The organism is Nocardia sp. NPDC052316 (assembly GCF_044547795.1).
Lineage (GTDB): Bacteria > Actinomycetota > Actinomycetes > Mycobacteriales > Mycobacteriaceae > Nocardia.
On the sequence record NZ_JBIUBB010000007.1, the window covers coordinates 631,620 to 647,070 of the forward strand.

Genomic DNA, 15,451 nt, shown 5'->3' on the forward strand with positions numbered 1-15,451 from the left:
CTTTCGGCGAATACAATTCCTGCGCCCCCATCAGACTCCACCCTGTGTTCCCCGCACACGAGTAGACCGCTACCCGAATCCAGTCGAGTCGGGCAAATTCGGTCCGCTGAATGGACTCGGTTATTCCGGTCGATCTCCCTCTCGAATGGTGACGCGCGCTCGCGCACTTCGGTTAGACCTGTGATCGGCATCGGCGCGTTCGAACAGGCTCGTCCCACGAGCATCCCCTCAGCGGCGTGGCCTCCGCTGGGCGCCTGCTGAGCTGATGTCAGTTCATGCGGAGCCGCGCGCATGTCACGGTTGAACCACCCGTCCTATCGGCCGTGCGATTCGCCGAGTTGGGCACCGGCTCGATCGATCAACGGTGCCCGGTCGCCCGCGATGGTCTTCAGGTTGTGCCATTCGTGGGCCAGCATCGCGTATATCGCGGTGTCGCTCCACTCGTTCTTGAACCACATGTTCTCGCGGTGCACTCCCTCGCGGCGCATGCCGAGGCGGTCCAGGACGCGGGCGGATGCGGTGTTGCGGGCATCCAGTTGGGCGGTGATGCGGTGCAGCACCAGTCCTTCGAAGCCCAACCGCAAGAGTTCGGTGGCGGCTTCGGTGGCGTAACCGTGCCCTGCCGCGTCGGGAGAGAAAACGTATCCGATTTCGCCGGTGCGATTTTCGGCGTTCCGCCAGAAGAGGACGACGTCGCCGAGCAAACGGCCGGACGCCTTCTCCTCGACGCACAGATTGAGCGACTGCCCCACTTCGGTCAATTCGGTTCTCGCCCATAAACCTGCGATCCGTTCGGCCACTTGCTCGCGCGACATGGGTTCGTACGGCAAATAGCGGCAAACATCCGGCCGGGATTTGTAGGCATACATTTCGTCGAGATCAGCGATAGTCGCGGGGCGGAGCAGTAGTCGCTCGGTAACTATCGGATAGTCCGGGTGCAGCACGACTTCCGACTATAGCGTCCGGCACGGTCCGATCCGGGTCTCACCGAGTTCCGAAGACGAACAGCCACAACAGACTCGTCAACCCGATCGGATCACCGCCATCACCAAACAGAAGACCGCCGCACCCACGTCGTCCACAACCCGGGACCGACCTTCGAGCTTCGAGGGCGGCCCGGAGAAGACCGTCATTCGAGTCAAACCGGCCACGATCAGGCTCACCAATACCGCCATGGCCAGATCCCGTGCGAACTTCCTGACCGCGGCCGTGGGATCGTCCTTTCGCCGCACCGCACTACTCCGTCCTCGAAGTGAAAGCCTCTCAGACTGAATCCATTCGGCGCCCTAGCCGTGCGGGTCAGCGCATCTGAGCTACTTCGATTGTCCCCGCACCCACCGCACACAGCGGCCGTTTGCCGCACACCCGGTCGCGGCGAGCGGGTCTCGGCGCGGGACCGGGAAAACCGGATGACAGCGATCGGTTCAGGAGGTTAGCTTCGCTCGGTGAATCGCCAGTGGATCCTCGTCAAGCGCCCGGTCGGCATGGTCGATGACAGCAGTTTCGAGCTCAGGAGTGCTCCGGTGCCGTCTCCTGGGCCGGGCGAGGCACTCGTCAGGGTGGTCTGGCTGGCTTTCGATCCGACGCAGCGCGGCTGGCTCAACGACGGCCCGAACTACATGGATCCGGTACCACTCGGCGAAGTGATGCGCGGCGGTGGCGTCGGGCGGGTAGTGGCGTCCAACAGCGCCGATTACGCGGTGGGCGATTGGGTTTGCGGGATGGTCGGGTGGCAGGACTACGCGATCGCCACGGGCCAGGGGCTACTCGGACTGAATGTCGTTCCGCCGGGCGTGGATCCGAAGGCGATGCTCAGCGTTTTCGGCGCGACCGGGTTGACCGCGTATTTCGGCATGATCGATATCGGCAAACCCACCGCCGGAGACACCGTGCTGGTGTCGGGCGCCGCCGGTGCTACCGGATCCGTCGCGGGCCAGATCGCAAAAGCGTTGGGGTGCAGGGTGATCGGCGTCGCGGGCGGCCCCACCAAGTGCGCCTGGGTCACCGAGGTGGCTCGGTTCGACGCGTGCATCGACTACAAGACCGACGACGTCGAGCAGCGGCTGCGCGAACTCGCGCCAGGCGGTATCGACGTGTTCTTCGACAACGTCGGTGGCGCCGTACTGGACGCCGCCCTGGCGAATATCGCCGAGCGGGCCCGAATCGTGGTCTGCGGCGGCATCTCATCCGGTTACGAGGTAGGCGAACGACCGCCTGGACCGCGCAACTACCTGCAACTCGGGCTCAAGCGAGCGCGCATGGAAGGTTTCATCTTCCTGGACTACCTGGACCGTTTCCCCGAGGCTTTCGGTCGACTCAACCAATGGCTGACCCAAGGCGACATCGTGTACGCCGAAGACATCCAAGAGGGCCTCGAACTCGCGCCCGCAATGCTGCGCGGCCTCTTCGAAGGCCGCAACCTCGGTAAACAACTCCTGCGCATCGCCCCGGACCCGCTACCGAGCTCCTGACCCCCGCTGACCGATGGTCTAGCTGTTCGGCCCCGCGACAGACCACCCATCCTTCGGTACGTCCGCGCCGAATACCCGGCGTTGGTTCGCGTGGACCTTTTCGGAGCCATCGCCGCGCAGTCCTCAGGTGGCTCCCGACCGATTGGAGTGTGTGTGCACAAGGTTGGCTTCCTGACCGCCGGAATCGTAGTAGCGAGCATCAGCAGCGCCCTGCTCGCCGGGCCCGCCGCCGCTGCTGTCGATAAGGCGGTGGTTCGATGCGCCAAGGAGTCGGAGACCTACCAGGCTTTCCAGCAATGCATCGATAAGGCTGCTGAGTCCGAGGCCACCAACGGGGGTGACGAAGCGCAGGATGACGGCGGCAGCGCCAGTAACCAGGGCCAAGGCCAGACCGGCAATGCCGGCAATGAAGCTGGGAACGCGGGTAACCAAGCCGGCGAGCAAAGCGGGAACGCGGGGAATGAAGCCGGAAGTCAAAGCGGGAACCCCCGAAATGCGTTACTGGACAAGTGATCATGTGGAACTGATGCTGGTCGGCTCTCGAACGATGCCAGCACCAGTTCCACCTGATCAGCCGACCAAGCGCCCACCGCCACGGACGTACCGCGAGCGGCTGCTGGGGTGTCGGCGTTCGTGTCGACCGGCGGACCCGCCGGGTGCGGCGATTCCGCGGTCAGTGGTGGATCACCGCGCCGAGTCGTGGCAGAACGAGGCGCTTCCAGCTTCGCTCCGTGGCGTTGCGGATCATCTTCTGTCGACGGTCCTGAATATCGAAACCGGTTTGGGTCAACAGGAGTCGGGTGCCGCGGCCCTGCGGCCGGATCGTCCAGTCGACGACCCATCGGGCGGGCTGTTCGGCCTGGGGATGCAGCCAGCTGTAGGTCAACTGTTCGCCCGGGCGGGCCGCAAGCACCTCGCAGACGATCTCATCGCTCGACCCGCCCGAGGTGGTGAATCGGAAGCGTGTTCCGACCGAGGCAACGAATCCGGTCGGTCGAAGCAGCCACCGCTCCAGTAGATCCGGCTCCGTCAACGCCCGCCACACGGCCTCCGGCGGCTGCGGGAAAAAGCTGCCGAGCTCGACCGCCGCGGGATTCAACTGTGGATCAGCAATCACCGGAGTACCTCCTCTATGAGGGCGACGACCTCAATTCTCCTGCCCTCCCTTCAATTTCGCCTCCATTTCCGCGGCAAGCTGCGGCTCCGCAGCCACCATCCGCTGCACATAGGCGACCGCGTCACCCACTGTGCGCAGGCCTGCCAGGTCCTCGTCGGGGATCTTGGCGCTGTATCGATCCTCCAGTTGCACGGCGATCTCCACCAGCGACAGCGAGTCGATATCCAGGTCCTCGACGAAGGACTTTTCGATCGTCACCTCGGCCGCCTCGATGCCGGTCACCTCCTCGACGATCTCGGCAATGCCTGCGACGATATCTTCCTGCGTGGTAGCCACGAATCACCTTTCCTCGATGCGATCACATAACTGCGTCTCTCGCCTGACAGCAGCGGTTCCCCTTCCGGGAGTCGAGCGCAGTGCCAGTACGCTAAGAGCTCCACCGGGGTGGAGGTTCAACACGTTGTGACAGACGACATACCAGCCGACGGGCTGGTGAGCATCGGAGAATTGGCGCGCCGCACCGGGCTTGCGGTGCGCACGATCCGGTTCTACTGCGATGAAGGCATGCTGGCATCGCACCGGAGCCCAGGCGGGCATCGGATGTTCCCCGCGGACAGCGCCGGCGAACGACTGCTACTGGTCCGGCGCTTGCGCGCGCTCGGCTTCGGACTGAGCTCGATCACCGATGTGCTGCACGGCGAACAGTCGATAGCCGAGGTCATCGCGGCCGAAAGCGCGCGACTGGATATCGAATTCAGGTCGATGGCGTGGCGGCGGGCGTCTCTGCGGGCGGTCGAGTCGGCCACCCCGACGCAGCGGGCCGGACGGCTCGCGTTGCTGGCCACCGTGCAGGACAGTGGTGCGGCGCACGAGGGCCTGCTGCGGTTCTGGCGGCGCGTCCTCGCACCGGTACGTCGGTGCGAGGTAGACATCTTCGTCGGCTGGAATGTCCCTGAACCGCCCGCTGATCCGTCGGTCGAGCAGGTCGTCGCGTATGCCGAGCTGGCCGCGCTCGTCGCCGAACCCGATTTGAGCAGCGCTGTCCGACAGCAACTTTGGCGGAAACAGCCGGAGCTGATTCGTGACCGCCAAGGACTGTACGTCGAAGTGGGCGAGGCCATGGCGGAGGTGGCGGCACTGGTATCGGAAGACGTACGGCCACACGGTGGTGATGAACTCGATCGATTCGTCAACGCCCATGCCGACGCACGAGGCGAACGGGACTCCCCGTGTTTCCGCGAGCAATTACTGACCGACGCCAGCGACACCGACCGCCGGATCCACCGTTACTGGGCGCTGACCGAGCAGCTGCTGAAAACTCGTATCACCGTGGGACAAGCCCATAACTGGATGTATGACGCTCTCGCCCGCTCCACCTGCCGCGCCGACGCGCCGGCAGCCCACGCGACTTCGGGGTGAACATCCTTGTGCGCGTGAGCTGCTGACGAGGCCGGACCGGGTTCAGCGGGTCTGGTCTTGCCCGGCGAACACGGCGACCAGGCTCGCGGCTGTGCCGTCGAAGAGATTTTCGAAGAATTCGGCTGCCTCGCCGGCTATCTCGGTGCTGCGGGCGAACATGGCCTGCTCGTATTCGGTCAGGGCGGCTTCGGTGTCGTCGGGGTGCGCGGCGAGGGCCTTGCCCAGCTCGGCGCCGTCGAGCATGGCCAGGTTGGCACCCTCGCCATTGGGGGCGGCGAGGTGGGCGGCGTCGCCGAGCAGGGTTACCCCTGGCGTCCGGTCCCACCGGTGGCCGCGCGGCAGCGCGTAGTTCGGGCGCCAGATCGGTGCTGTGTCGGTGTCGGTGATCAGGGCGGTGAGCTCCGGGGCCCAACCGTCGAACTCCGCGGCGATCCGCGCGGTGGCCGCCGCCGGATCGGTGAAGTCGATGCCTGCGAACCACTCCAGCGTCTCGGCGAGCACCACATAGGCGTGCAGCGTCGCGTCTCTTTCTCGGTGGGCGTGGATCTGCCTGCCGGGTGCGGGCGCCATCAACGATCCGCCGCCGACCGTTGCGGCCACGGCGGGGTGGCGGGTGTCGGCGTCGAAGAGGTAGGTCTCGACGAACGACTCGCCGACGTATTCGGGTGTGGCGGTGGACAGCAGTGGGCGGACGCGCGACCACGCACCGTCAGCGCCGACCAGCAGGTCGGTGACGGCCGTGCCGCCGTCGGCGAAGTTCACCTCGTGTCTGCCCTGGCCGAGAGCGCGAACACCACTGACCTTGTGACCCCACTGGACGGTGCCTGCGGGTAGTGAGTCGAGCAGCAGCTGCCGCAGCTCGCCGCGTTGCACCTCGGGACGGCCACCGGTGCCGTCGTCGGCCTTGTCGAGCAGGACGGTGCCGTCTCGGTCGAGGATCCGCATCGCTTGGCGGCCAGGCAGGATGAGTCCGCGGAACTCGTCCACCAGGTCGGCCGCCGCGACGGCGAGCTGCCCGTTGTAGTCGTGGATGTCGAGCATTCCGCCCTGCGCCCGCGCCGTCGGCGAGGGCTCGGCCTCGTAAACCGTGGCCGCTATGCCGTGAATGTGCAGCACGCGAGCAAGCGTGAGTCCGCCTAGTCCGGCGCCGATGATCGTGACGGGTGCGGGTACGGCCGTTCCTCGTTCCGGGAGGTTCGAGTGCGCATCGAATGTTTCGGTCATGGCTCGACTCTGCGTGCGTCCGATTGCATGCCACTTGCGCAAGCCTTGCGCCGCACTGCCGTCAGCGCGGCCGGGCACGACCTGAGACCACGATCCAGCTGTGACCTGGCCTAACGCCGTGTCAGTAGACGTGTCAGGCCGCTGTCAGGTCGGTATCAGCCGGAATGGCGACAGTAATCCCATCAACAGCACAGCCACCGAGGGAACGACGCAAGCCCACCTCGGCAATGTGCACCGGCAACCTTCGAAATGCATTCCACACCAAAGGAGTACGACATGACCACCTTCCAGACCCCCGCCCCCATCGCCATCACCGTCGACGTGCTCAGCGGCGACGTCACGGTCATCGCCTCCGACCGCACCGACACCGTCGTCGAGGTCCGACCCGCCGATCCGGCCAAGAAGGGCGATGTGCGCGCCGCCGAGCAGACCCAGGTCGATTTCACCGCAGGCACGCTGATTGTGAAAACGCCGAAGCACTGGCGGACCTACACCCCGTTCGGCGGCAACCCGTCGATCACGGTCACCATCGAGGTCCCGACCGGCTCCCAGCTGAAAGCCACCGCCGGGGTGGGTCGTCTGCTCGGCGCAGGCGAACTCGGCGAGTGCGACCTGGCGATAGCAGCGGGCGACATCACCGTCGAGCGCCCCGGCGATTCGGTGACCGCCAAGGTCGCCAAGGGTGATATCCGCATCGGCGAAGCCGCGCGCGGCGTACTGCGACTGGAGACCTCCGTCGGCGAGCTGGAAGTTGGCATCCACCCGGGCAGTGCGGTGCGGCTGGAAACCAACGCGCTGCAAGGCTCCGTCCTGAACACGGTGGGGCCGATCCACCAGCCCGAGCAGGCGGAGACCGTGCAGGTGTTCGCTCGTAACTCCTTCGGCAACATCACCATTCGCCACGCTGCGTAACACCGACCCCGCATCACCGTTCGCCCGAACACGACATCAGAGAGAAGCAGAATCGTGAACACCTCATCCACCGCGCCGGATCGTCCGGAACTCCAGCAGCTCATCCAGCACATGGTCGATTCCGGTTTCACCGGTGTCGAACTGCGCGTGCGCGACGAGCAGGGCGAGTGGCTCGGCACCGCCGGCGTGCGCGAACTGGGCGGAACCGCGCAGCCGCCGGTCAACGGCCATATCCGAATCGGCAGCAACACAAAGACTTTCATCGCAACACTGGTCCTGCAGTTGGTGGCAGAGGGCAAGATCGACCTCGACACCGCAGCGGTCGACTACCTACCGGAGTTCGAGCTGGACCCCCGGATCACGGTGCGAATGCTGTTGCAGCACACCAGCGGAGTCTTCAACTTCACCGGCGAGCTACTCGAGGACGGGACGTTCGTGCCGGGAATCCCCTGGTCCGGCAAGGAGTGGGTGGACAACCGGTTCAAGACCTACCAGCCCGAAGAACTTGTGCGGCTGGCCTTGTCCAAGCCGGCGAGGTTCGAACCGGGGACGGACTGGAGCTACGCCAACACCAACTATGCGCTGGCCAGGCTGTTGATCGAGAAGGTAAGCGGCCGTCCATACGCCGAGGAGATGCAGCGGCTGATCCTCGGGCCGTTGGGCCTGCACGACACTGTGGCACCGACCACCGAGTCCGAGGTCCCCGAGCCGCACGCCCACGCCTACTACCGTTACGAGGACGGCGGCGAGCAGCGGATTGTCGACGTCACCAGCCAGAATCCCTCCTGGATCTCCAGCGGTGGTGACATGATCTCGACGACCCGGGACTTGCAGACGTTCATCTCCGCACTGGTGGGCGGCGAGCTCCTGCCCGCCCCGCTGCTGGCGCAGATGTGCACGCCGCATCCGAAAGTCGGTTACGGCCTTGGCGTGTTCGTGCAGGACACCGGCTGCGGCGGCACCGTCGTCACCCACAACGGCGGCATCTCGGGCCACGCCGCGCTGATGTACAGCACGCCCGACGGCAGCAAGACCCTGACCGCCGCGCTGAACTACGTCGACGACCCCGACCTGCCCCTGTCCGCGGCCTTCCAGGAAGCGACGAAGCTACTCGTCGCGGCGGTCTTCTGCGGCGGGCAGACCGACCTCAGCGAGCAAGCGTAGTTGCCGCCAGCTCCCGCCAATCCGCCTGTGCCCCAAACTCCGTCGCCTCGGTGAAGCGTGCTTCGCCGAGGCGACGTCGCGCTGTCTGCTCGATCCGTACCGCATCCGGTTGGGCATGATCGGGCAGCCCGCGCACGGTGGCACTCGCCGCGAGCAGCCGCACGGCCTGCTCGTCCTGATCCTGACGAAGCGCCAAATCCGCTATCCCGACGAGTATTTGGGCGATGAGAGGAGCGAATCCCGCCGCCGATGTCGCCTCGAGGGCCGCCGCATGCTGTGCCCGCGCCTCGTCGAGGTCGTCAGCGAGATAGCCCCGCATGCCGTGGATCAGCGCCCTGACATACCCCTGCCCCGCATCGCTACCCAATAACGTCGTCGCTACGTCGATTTGCCGGTATGCCTCTCCGGTGTCACCACGCCAACGGGCCAACTCCGCACGCGTCAAGGCGAGTTCGGCCAGTGCGTTCGGCCAAGCGGACTGATCCGCGTACCGCTGCGCCTCGGTCATCGCGGCCCCGCTCGCCTCCGCATCCCCCAGCAGCCAGTAGAACTGGGCCTGGCGCGCCCGCATCAGCAGCACGTCCTCGACCGCGCCGACCTCGGTGACCACCTCGATCGCCTGATCGAGATGCGCACACGCACCGGCGAATTCGCCGCGCATGGCGATCCGATTCGCCAGCTCGGTCAGCGCGAAGGATATGCCCCAGCGCTCGCCGATGGCTCGGAACTCGGCGAGGGCCGTCTCGAGATAGTCGTCCGCCTCCCGCCCTTGGTGGCCGAGCACGATCCGCATCTTGCCCAGTTGCAGTCGGGCCAGCGCCCGCACCCACGGGTCGTCGTCGGTGGTCAGCGGTTCGAACGCGGGCAACAGCGCGTCCGGCCCTTGCAGCATGTGCTCCAGCGCGTCCACGAACCGCAGCAAAGGGTTGTGGGCCTGGCTGTTCCGGCTGCACCGATACGCCTTGTGGATCCATTCCGCCAGCTGGTTGTCGTCACTCGGCCCGGAGCTCATGAAATGCACGACCAGCGCGTACACCATGGCCCTGGTCGCGTCGTCCACCTCGCCCGGCAGGTCGGCGGCCGCGGTGATCAGCTCCATGCCCTCGGCCTTGTGCCCGCTGAGCCACCAGTACCAGCCGGCCGCCGCCGCGAGGCGCATCGCCCCGACCGCGTCGCGGGCCGCGAGCGCACCCCGCATGGCGACAGCGATGTTGTCGTGCTCGACCTCGAGCGTGGCGAGCCACGTCAACTGCTCGGCACGACGCAGGTGTGACTCGGCGGCGTCGGCGAGACCGGTGAAATACGCGAGATGCGCGTGCCGCGCCGCGTCCGCTTCCCCCGACTCGACGAGCCGGTCCGCGGCGTACTGCTTGATCGTGTCGAGCATCCGGAAGCGCGGGCCGCTGCCCTCGGCGACGACCAGCAGCGACTTCTCGGTCAGCGCGGTGAGCAGATCGAGCACCTCCCATCGCTGGACCGCGTCGTCGCCCGCGCAAACCTGTTCGGCCGCTTCCAGACTCACGCCGCCGGCGAACACCGCGAGCCTGCGCAGCACCAACCGCTCGGCGTCGGAGAGCAGCTCCCAGCTCCAGTCGACCACCGCACGCAACGTCCGATGGTGCGGCAGCGCGGTACGGCTACCGCCGGTCAGCAGCCGGAATCGATCGTCGAGGCGGTCGGCGAGCTGATCGAGGGACATGGTGCGCAACCGGGCTGCGGCGAGCTCGATCGCCAGGGGGATTCCGTCCAGCGCCCGGCAGACGCGCGCCATAGTCGCCAGTGCGTTCGCGTCGGCCGCGAGGTCTGTGCGCACCGCGCCGGCCCGATCGCGCAGCAGTTGCACCGCCGGCGAGGACTCGATGGCACCCGTATCCGCGTCGGCAGCGGGCAGCGCCAGCGGCACGACCTGCCACAGCGCCTCGCCGGTGATGCCGAGCGGTTCCCTGCTCGTCGCCAGGATGCGCAACCGGCGGCACTCGCCGAGCATCCGATGGGCGAACGCCGCGGCGGCCTCGATCACATGCTCACAGTTGTCCAGGATCAACAGCGTTTCGCGCTCGCGGATCGCGGCGATCAGCCGGTCGATCGGCTCGGCGTCCGGTGCGCCGCCGAGCAGCGCGTCCCGGAGCCCGAGCGCGGCGAGCACCGATTGCGCTACGTCACCGCTCGCGCCGACGGACGCCAGCTCCACCAGCCAGGCGCCTTCCGGCAGGTCGTCGAGCAGCGTCCGCGCGGTCTCCAGGGCCAGCCGGGTTTTCCCGGAGCCGCCGGGCCCGGTCAACGTGGTGAGCCGGTGCTGCGCGACGAGCTCGCGCACCGCGGCGACGTCGCCGTATTTGCCGACGAAGGTGGTCAACTCGGCCCGCAGGTTCGTCTTGCGATCGCGGTCCGGCGCGCCGAACTCGCCGCGTAGCAGCGCGACATGCAGTGCGGCGAGCTCCGCCGACGGGTCGACGCCCAATTCATCGGCGAGGGTTTCCCGTGCCCGCTGGTACACCACCAGGGCCTCGTTGCTGCGACCCGCGGCACCGAGGGCACGCATCAACGCGGCGACGAGCCGTTCCCGCACCGGATACCTGGCCACCAGCTCGGTGAGCTCGGTGACCAGTTCCGCACCCCGGCCGAGCCGAATCTCCGCTTCGTAGCAGTCCTCCAGCGCGGCGAGGCGCAGCCCTTCCAAGCGGGTGACCACCCCGTCGGCCGCGCCGCTGTCCTGCACACCGACGTCCTGCATCGGCGCACCACGCCACAGCTCGAGGGCTTCCCGCAACAGCTTGGCCTGGTGCGCATCCTCAGCGCCGCGGGCCTGGTCGAGCAGCTGCTCGAACCGGATGGCGTCGACAGCGCGCGGCTCCACCGACAATCGATAGCCGCCCGCCTGCCCGTCGAGCGCGCCGTCCGGCAACACCCGCCGCAACCGGGACACCAACGCCTGCAAGGAATTCGCCGCGTCGGCGGGCAGCTGTTCACCCCAAATCCAGTCCACCAGCGTCGCTTTCGGAACCACGCGCCCGGGTTCGAGCGCGAGGGCAACCACCAGCGTCCGCAACCGAGCACCTGGTATCTCGATCAATCCGCCGTCATCTTCTCGGATCTCGAGCGGTCCAAGCATCCCGATCTGCACCGCACCATTCTGCCGTGGCTGGTGAGCGTCGAACGCGCCGGGCGGCGTCTACGCGCGGGTGTCGGTGGGTATCGGTAGCGTCATGGACTGTGGAAATCGGTGAACGTATCCAAGAGCTCGCGGACCGCATCGTGGCGTTGCGCGACGCCTATTACCAGGGGTCGCCGCTGGTCGCGGACGCCGAGTACGACGCGATCGAGGACGAGCTGCGCGCCCTGATCGAGGCGAACCCCGAGCTCACGCCGGACCCGAATCCCCTGGAGCAGGTCGGCGCGCCAGCGGTGCTGCACGCCCCGATCCGGCATTCGCGGCCGATGCTGTCGCTGGAGAAGGCGACCAAGCCCGAGCAGGTGGCGGCGTTCTTCGACCGCTTCCCCGGTCAGTCGGTGGTGGTGATGCCGAAGCTCGACGGGTTGTCGCTGGCCCTGGTGTTCGAGGACGGACGGCTGGCGCGTGCGGTGACCCGCGGTGACGGCACCACCGGTGACGACGTGACCATGCTGGTCCGCGCGCTGGTCGACGGCATTCCCGAGCGGATCGACGCCCCTGGCCGGGTGGAGGTACGCGGCGAGGCGGTGATGCTGCGCTCGACCTTCGTCGCCTACAACACCGCGCATCCGGACAAGCCGCTGATCAACCCGCGCAACGCCGCGGCGGGCACGCTGCGCGCGAAGGACCCGGCCACGGTCGCCGAACGCCGCCTGCAATTCTTCGGCTTCGACTTGGATACCTCCGACGACGGCGCCGCGGTCGACCTCGAGGAGGGGTTGCGCGCCCTCGGCATCGCGGGTGCGCAGATGCGGCACTGCGCCGACGCCGAGCAGGCGCAGGCGGCGATCACCGCGATCGAGCAAGGCCGCAACGATCTGGACTACGACCTCGACGGCGCGGTGCTGCGACTGGCCGACCGAGCGGCCTACGCGGCGGCCGGAACTCGGTCGAACTCCCCGCGTGGCGCGCTCGCGTTCAAGTTCGCCGCCGAGGAGAAGACCACGCTGCTGCGCGAGGTGATCTGGGACGTCGGCAAGACCGGCAAGATCGTCCCGGTCGCGTGGTTGGAGCCGGTGTTCGTCGGCGGCACGACGGTCACGAAGGCCACGCTGGCCAACCAGGAGGTGATCCGCGCCCGCGACATCAAGGTCGGTGACACGGTATTGGTGCGCCGCGCGGGTGACGTGATCCCGTTCGTGGCGGGCGTGCTCGACGCCTCGAAACGCACCGGCGAGGAACAAGAGATCGTGCCGCCCACGGTCTGCCCCTCCTGCGAGCAGCCGGTGACCGAACAGGGCAACAGCCGGGAGCTGTTCTGCACCAACGTGTCCTGTCCCGCGCAGACGGTTCGCAGGCTGATCCACTGGGCGTCGCGGGCGGCGGCCGACATCGACGCCATCGGGCAGAAGTGGATCGAACGCCTCGCCGAGGCGGGCATCCTGGAGAGTCCGGCCGACTTCTACACGCTGACCAAGGAGCGCCTGCTCGAGTTCGATCGCATCGGCGAGGTATCGGCCGCGCGCATGATCGAATCGATCGACGCCAGCAGGCAAGTCGGCCTGCGTCGTGCGCTGATCGGCCTGGCGATCCCGATGGCCTCCGACGGCACCGCCGCGCGGCTGGCCCGAGCGGGCTTCGGCTCGTTGGAGGAGGTCGCCGACGCGGGCGAGGAACGGCTCGTCGCGGTGGAGGACATCGGACCGAAGGTCGCTGCCTCGCTGGTCGTGCACCTCACGCGCCTGCGCCCGGAGCTGGAGCGGCTCCGACAGGCGGGCGTCTCGCTGGACGTGCGCGAGGAGGACCTGCCGCCGGTGGTCGCGGCCGGCGCACCCCTGGCCGGCAAGACGGTGGTGATCACCGGTGCGATCAGCGACCCACGCTCCGGCGAGAAGGTCGCCCGCCCGACGTTCCAGCGCCTGTGCGAGAAAGCGGGGGCGACGGCGGCGTCCTCGGTCTCGGCGAGCACCGACATGCTCATCACCGGTGCTGGAGTCGGTGAGAGCAAGCTGACCAAGGCGGAGAAACTCGGGGTCGAGGTCGTCGACCAGGGTGAGATCTGGAATTTGCTGATCGCCGCGAAGGTCGTCTAGACCTCGGCGGCGCGGTCAACCGCTCGAGCCAGTTTTCTGGTCGAGCAGGATGGTGGCGGAGACCACTATGACGTGCGCAGGAACCGAGGTCTGTCGTACCGTGAATGAGATCCTGTCTCGGAGACCGCTTCGGGGCAGCTCAGACTTTCTGTTCATTCTGTAGAGGATTCGAGGTGGTGACTTATATCCCAGGCCATGTAGTCGTCCGCATTTCCCCCACGTTCTGATTGTCCGAACGTGCAGCGGGGCGGACGTCGCACTGGCCTGAGTTGCGTCACCCATCCCCCCAGAAGTCCCGGGTGCAGCTCTGCCGACTGCCCCGGGTTTCGTGTTTTCCGGCCCCGGCGCGGCTGACGGCGAGCTCCCCCATTTCCTGAACAGGAGTCTCACCGTGCATTCCTCCGCGCTCGACAACGAGCCGCACCGCGCCGCCGCGTCCTCGGCTGATCCCGGCCGGTCGTCGAAGATGACCCGGGCCGCCACGATCGCCCTCGTGGTCGTCCTGGTCGCCGAACTCATGGACATCCTCGACCAGTCGGTGGTCCTTACCGCGCTGCCTGCCATCCAGGCGTCGACCGGCGCCGGACCGGGCGCGGTGCAGTGGCTGACCGCAGGCTACTCGCTGACCGTCGCCCTCGGGCTGATCACCGGCGGCAGGCTCGGCGACATCTACGGCAGGCGCAAGGTTCTGCTCATCGGCACCACGGTTTTCACGCTCGCCTCACTGCTGTGCGGCCTCGCCCCTGGCCTCGGCGTGCTGATCGCCGCTCGCGTGTGCCAGGGCATCGGCGTCGCCGTGATGATCCCGCAGGTCCTGGCCACCTTGCACGTCACCTTCGACGGTGCGAACCGCAGCAGGGCGTTCGGCTGCTACGGAGCCGTGCTGTCGATAGGTAGCGTCCTGGGTCCCGTGCTGGGTGGCCTGCTCACCGAGGCCGACCTGTTCGGGCTCTCCTGGCGGCCGATCTTCCTGATCAACGTGCCGATCGGCCTCGCGGTGATCCTTCTCGGACGGCGGTTCATCATCGAATCGACCGCAGCGAAGGCCGACCGGCTCGACCTGACCGGCATGGTGCTGTCCGCAGTGGCCATGCTGCTGATCGTCTTCCCACTCACCGAGGGCCACACCCACCACTGGCCGCTCTGGTGCTTCGCCATGCTCGCCGGCGGTCTGCTCGTGCTCGGTGTCTTCCTGCGCCAGCAGCAACGTCGGCGCGACGATGCCCCGCTGGTGGTGCTGTCGTTGTTCGAGGACAAGGCGTTCGCCGGTGGCCTGTCCGCTCAGTTGCTGCTCGGGCTGCTGTGCGGTCTGTTCTTCACGACGTGGACGCTGTATCTGCAACACGGCCTCGGCATGAGTCCGGTGCTGGCGGCCCTGGCCTTCATGCTGCTCGCGGTTGGTGAACTGACCGGTGCGATGATCGCGACGAAAACCGCAGGCCGCTTCGGACGCCACCTGCCGCAGGCCGGAGTCGTGATCGCGCTCGCGTCGATGACGGCCTACGGACTGCAGATCAGCGGTGGGCAGGCCGATCTGACGCTCCTCGCGATGACCGTCCCCGTCGTGTTACTCGGCTTCGGTCTCGGCATGGTCGGCGGGCCGATCGCCGACCTGACGCTCGCGAAAGTTCCACACGAGAGCGCCGGTTCGGCCTCGGGACTGTTCAACACCGCGATGCATCTGGGGATCGCCTTCGGTGCCGCGCTGACTGCTCTGGTGTTCTTCGCCGCCACCGGCGGCTCACTCGGGAGCGCGGTCAACCGCGACGCGTTCACCGGTGTGCTGTGGTGGGTCGGCGGGGCCTTGGCGCTGATGTGGGCGGTGATGTTCTTCCTGCCGAGGCAGGTGAACAGCCAAGCCGACTGAGTCGGTTCCCGAGGTGGCGGCATCCGACCCGGTGCCGCCACCTCGCAACGCGATGAAGCCCCGGCCTGGCCG

Annotated in this window: 13 protein-coding genes; 6 read left to right on the forward strand and 7 right to left on the reverse strand. The window is 67.3% G+C overall.

Annotated features, from left to right (window positions below; genetic code table 11):
* Nucleotides 1–314: 314 nt before the first annotated feature.
* Both ACIHA7_RS34350 and ACIHA7_RS34355 read right to left on the reverse strand, forming a co-directional pair.
* Nucleotides 315–944 (reverse strand): GNAT family N-acetyltransferase, encoded by a 630-nt coding sequence (locus ACIHA7_RS34350; protein WP_397295457.1) that lies wholly within the window; start codon nucleotides 942–944, stop codon nucleotides 315–317.
* Between the two features lie 78 nt (nucleotides 945–1,022).
* Nucleotides 1,023–1,232: a hypothetical protein gene (locus ACIHA7_RS34355; RefSeq protein WP_397295459.1), complete on the reverse strand. Its 210-nt coding sequence runs from the start codon at nucleotides 1,230–1,232 to the stop codon at nucleotides 1,023–1,025.
* Nucleotides 1,233–1,445: 213 nt separating this feature from the next.
* On the opposite strand from ACIHA7_RS34355, the gene ACIHA7_RS34360 reads away from it, so the two are divergent.
* The gene (locus tag ACIHA7_RS34360; RefSeq protein ID WP_397295460.1) at nucleotides 1,446–2,471 is read left to right on the forward strand and encodes an NADP-dependent oxidoreductase; all 1,026 of its coding nucleotides are present in this window, start codon (nucleotides 1,446–1,448) and stop codon (nucleotides 2,469–2,471) included.
* Nucleotides 2,472–2,594: 123 nt separating this feature from the next.
* On the opposite strand, the gene ACIHA7_RS34365 is transcribed toward ACIHA7_RS34360, so the two are convergent.
* The 3 genes from ACIHA7_RS34365 to acpM form a co-directional block, all read right to left on the reverse strand.
* A complete protein-coding gene (locus ACIHA7_RS34365) occupies nucleotides 2,595–2,948 on the reverse strand; it encodes a hypothetical protein (protein WP_397295462.1) in 354 nt (117 codons plus the stop codon).
* 196 nt (nucleotides 2,949–3,144) lie between these two features.
* Nucleotides 3,145–3,588, reverse strand: coding sequence for an SRPBCC domain-containing protein (locus tag ACIHA7_RS34370; RefSeq protein ID WP_397295464.1), 444 nt, complete (start codon nucleotides 3,586–3,588; stop codon nucleotides 3,145–3,147).
* Between the two features lie 30 nt (nucleotides 3,589–3,618).
* Nucleotides 3,619–3,924 carry a meromycolate extension acyl carrier protein AcpM gene (gene acpM, locus ACIHA7_RS34375; RefSeq protein WP_397295466.1) on the reverse strand — a complete coding sequence of 102 codons (306 nt, stop codon included), beginning with the start codon at nucleotides 3,922–3,924 and terminating at the stop codon, nucleotides 3,619–3,621.
* 126 nt (nucleotides 3,925–4,050) lie between these two features.
* Here acpM and ACIHA7_RS34380 point away from each other — a divergent pair, with 126 nt between their 5' ends.
* The gene (locus tag ACIHA7_RS34380; protein WP_397295468.1) at nucleotides 4,051–5,007 is read left to right on the forward strand and encodes a MerR family transcriptional regulator; all 957 of its coding nucleotides are present in this window, start codon (nucleotides 4,051–4,053) and stop codon (nucleotides 5,005–5,007) included.
* 42 nt (nucleotides 5,008–5,049) lie between these two features.
* On the opposite strand, the gene ACIHA7_RS34385 is transcribed toward ACIHA7_RS34380, so the two are convergent.
* Nucleotides 5,050–6,231 carry an FAD-dependent oxidoreductase gene (locus ACIHA7_RS34385; RefSeq protein WP_397295469.1) on the reverse strand — a complete coding sequence of 394 codons (1,182 nt, stop codon included), beginning with the start codon at nucleotides 6,229–6,231 and terminating at the stop codon, nucleotides 5,050–5,052.
* 276 nt (nucleotides 6,232–6,507) lie between these two features.
* On the opposite strand from ACIHA7_RS34385, the gene ACIHA7_RS34390 reads away from it, so the two are divergent.
* Entirely contained in the window at nucleotides 6,508–7,143 is a 636-nt protein-coding gene (locus ACIHA7_RS34390; protein ID WP_397295471.1) for a hypothetical protein, read from the forward strand.
* 54 nt (nucleotides 7,144–7,197) lie between these two features.
* Nucleotides 7,198–8,307 carry a serine hydrolase domain-containing protein gene (locus ACIHA7_RS34395; RefSeq protein ID WP_397295473.1) on the forward strand — a complete coding sequence of 370 codons (1,110 nt, stop codon included), beginning with the start codon at nucleotides 7,198–7,200 and terminating at the stop codon, nucleotides 8,305–8,307.
* Here the strand turns inward: ACIHA7_RS34395 and ACIHA7_RS34400 are convergent.
* Entirely contained in the window at nucleotides 8,291–11,380 is a 3,090-nt protein-coding gene (locus ACIHA7_RS34400) for a BTAD domain-containing putative transcriptional regulator (RefSeq protein ID WP_397295474.1), read from the reverse strand. The two genes, ACIHA7_RS34395 and ACIHA7_RS34400, sit on opposite strands and share 17 nt — an antisense overlap.
* Nucleotides 11,381–11,520: 140 nt before the next feature.
* Between ACIHA7_RS34400 and ligA the strand changes: the two genes are divergently transcribed.
* Both ligA and ACIHA7_RS34410 read left to right on the forward strand, forming a co-directional pair.
* The gene (gene ligA / locus ACIHA7_RS34405) at nucleotides 11,521–13,512 is read left to right on the forward strand and encodes an NAD-dependent DNA ligase LigA (protein WP_397295476.1); all 1,992 of its coding nucleotides are present in this window, start codon (nucleotides 11,521–11,523) and stop codon (nucleotides 13,510–13,512) included.
* A gap of 391 nt (nucleotides 13,513–13,903) precedes the next feature.
* Nucleotides 13,904–15,379, forward strand: coding sequence for an MFS transporter (locus tag ACIHA7_RS34410; protein ID WP_397295478.1), 1,476 nt, complete (start codon nucleotides 13,904–13,906; stop codon nucleotides 15,377–15,379).
* The last annotated feature ends 72 nt before the right edge of the window (nucleotides 15,380–15,451 follow it).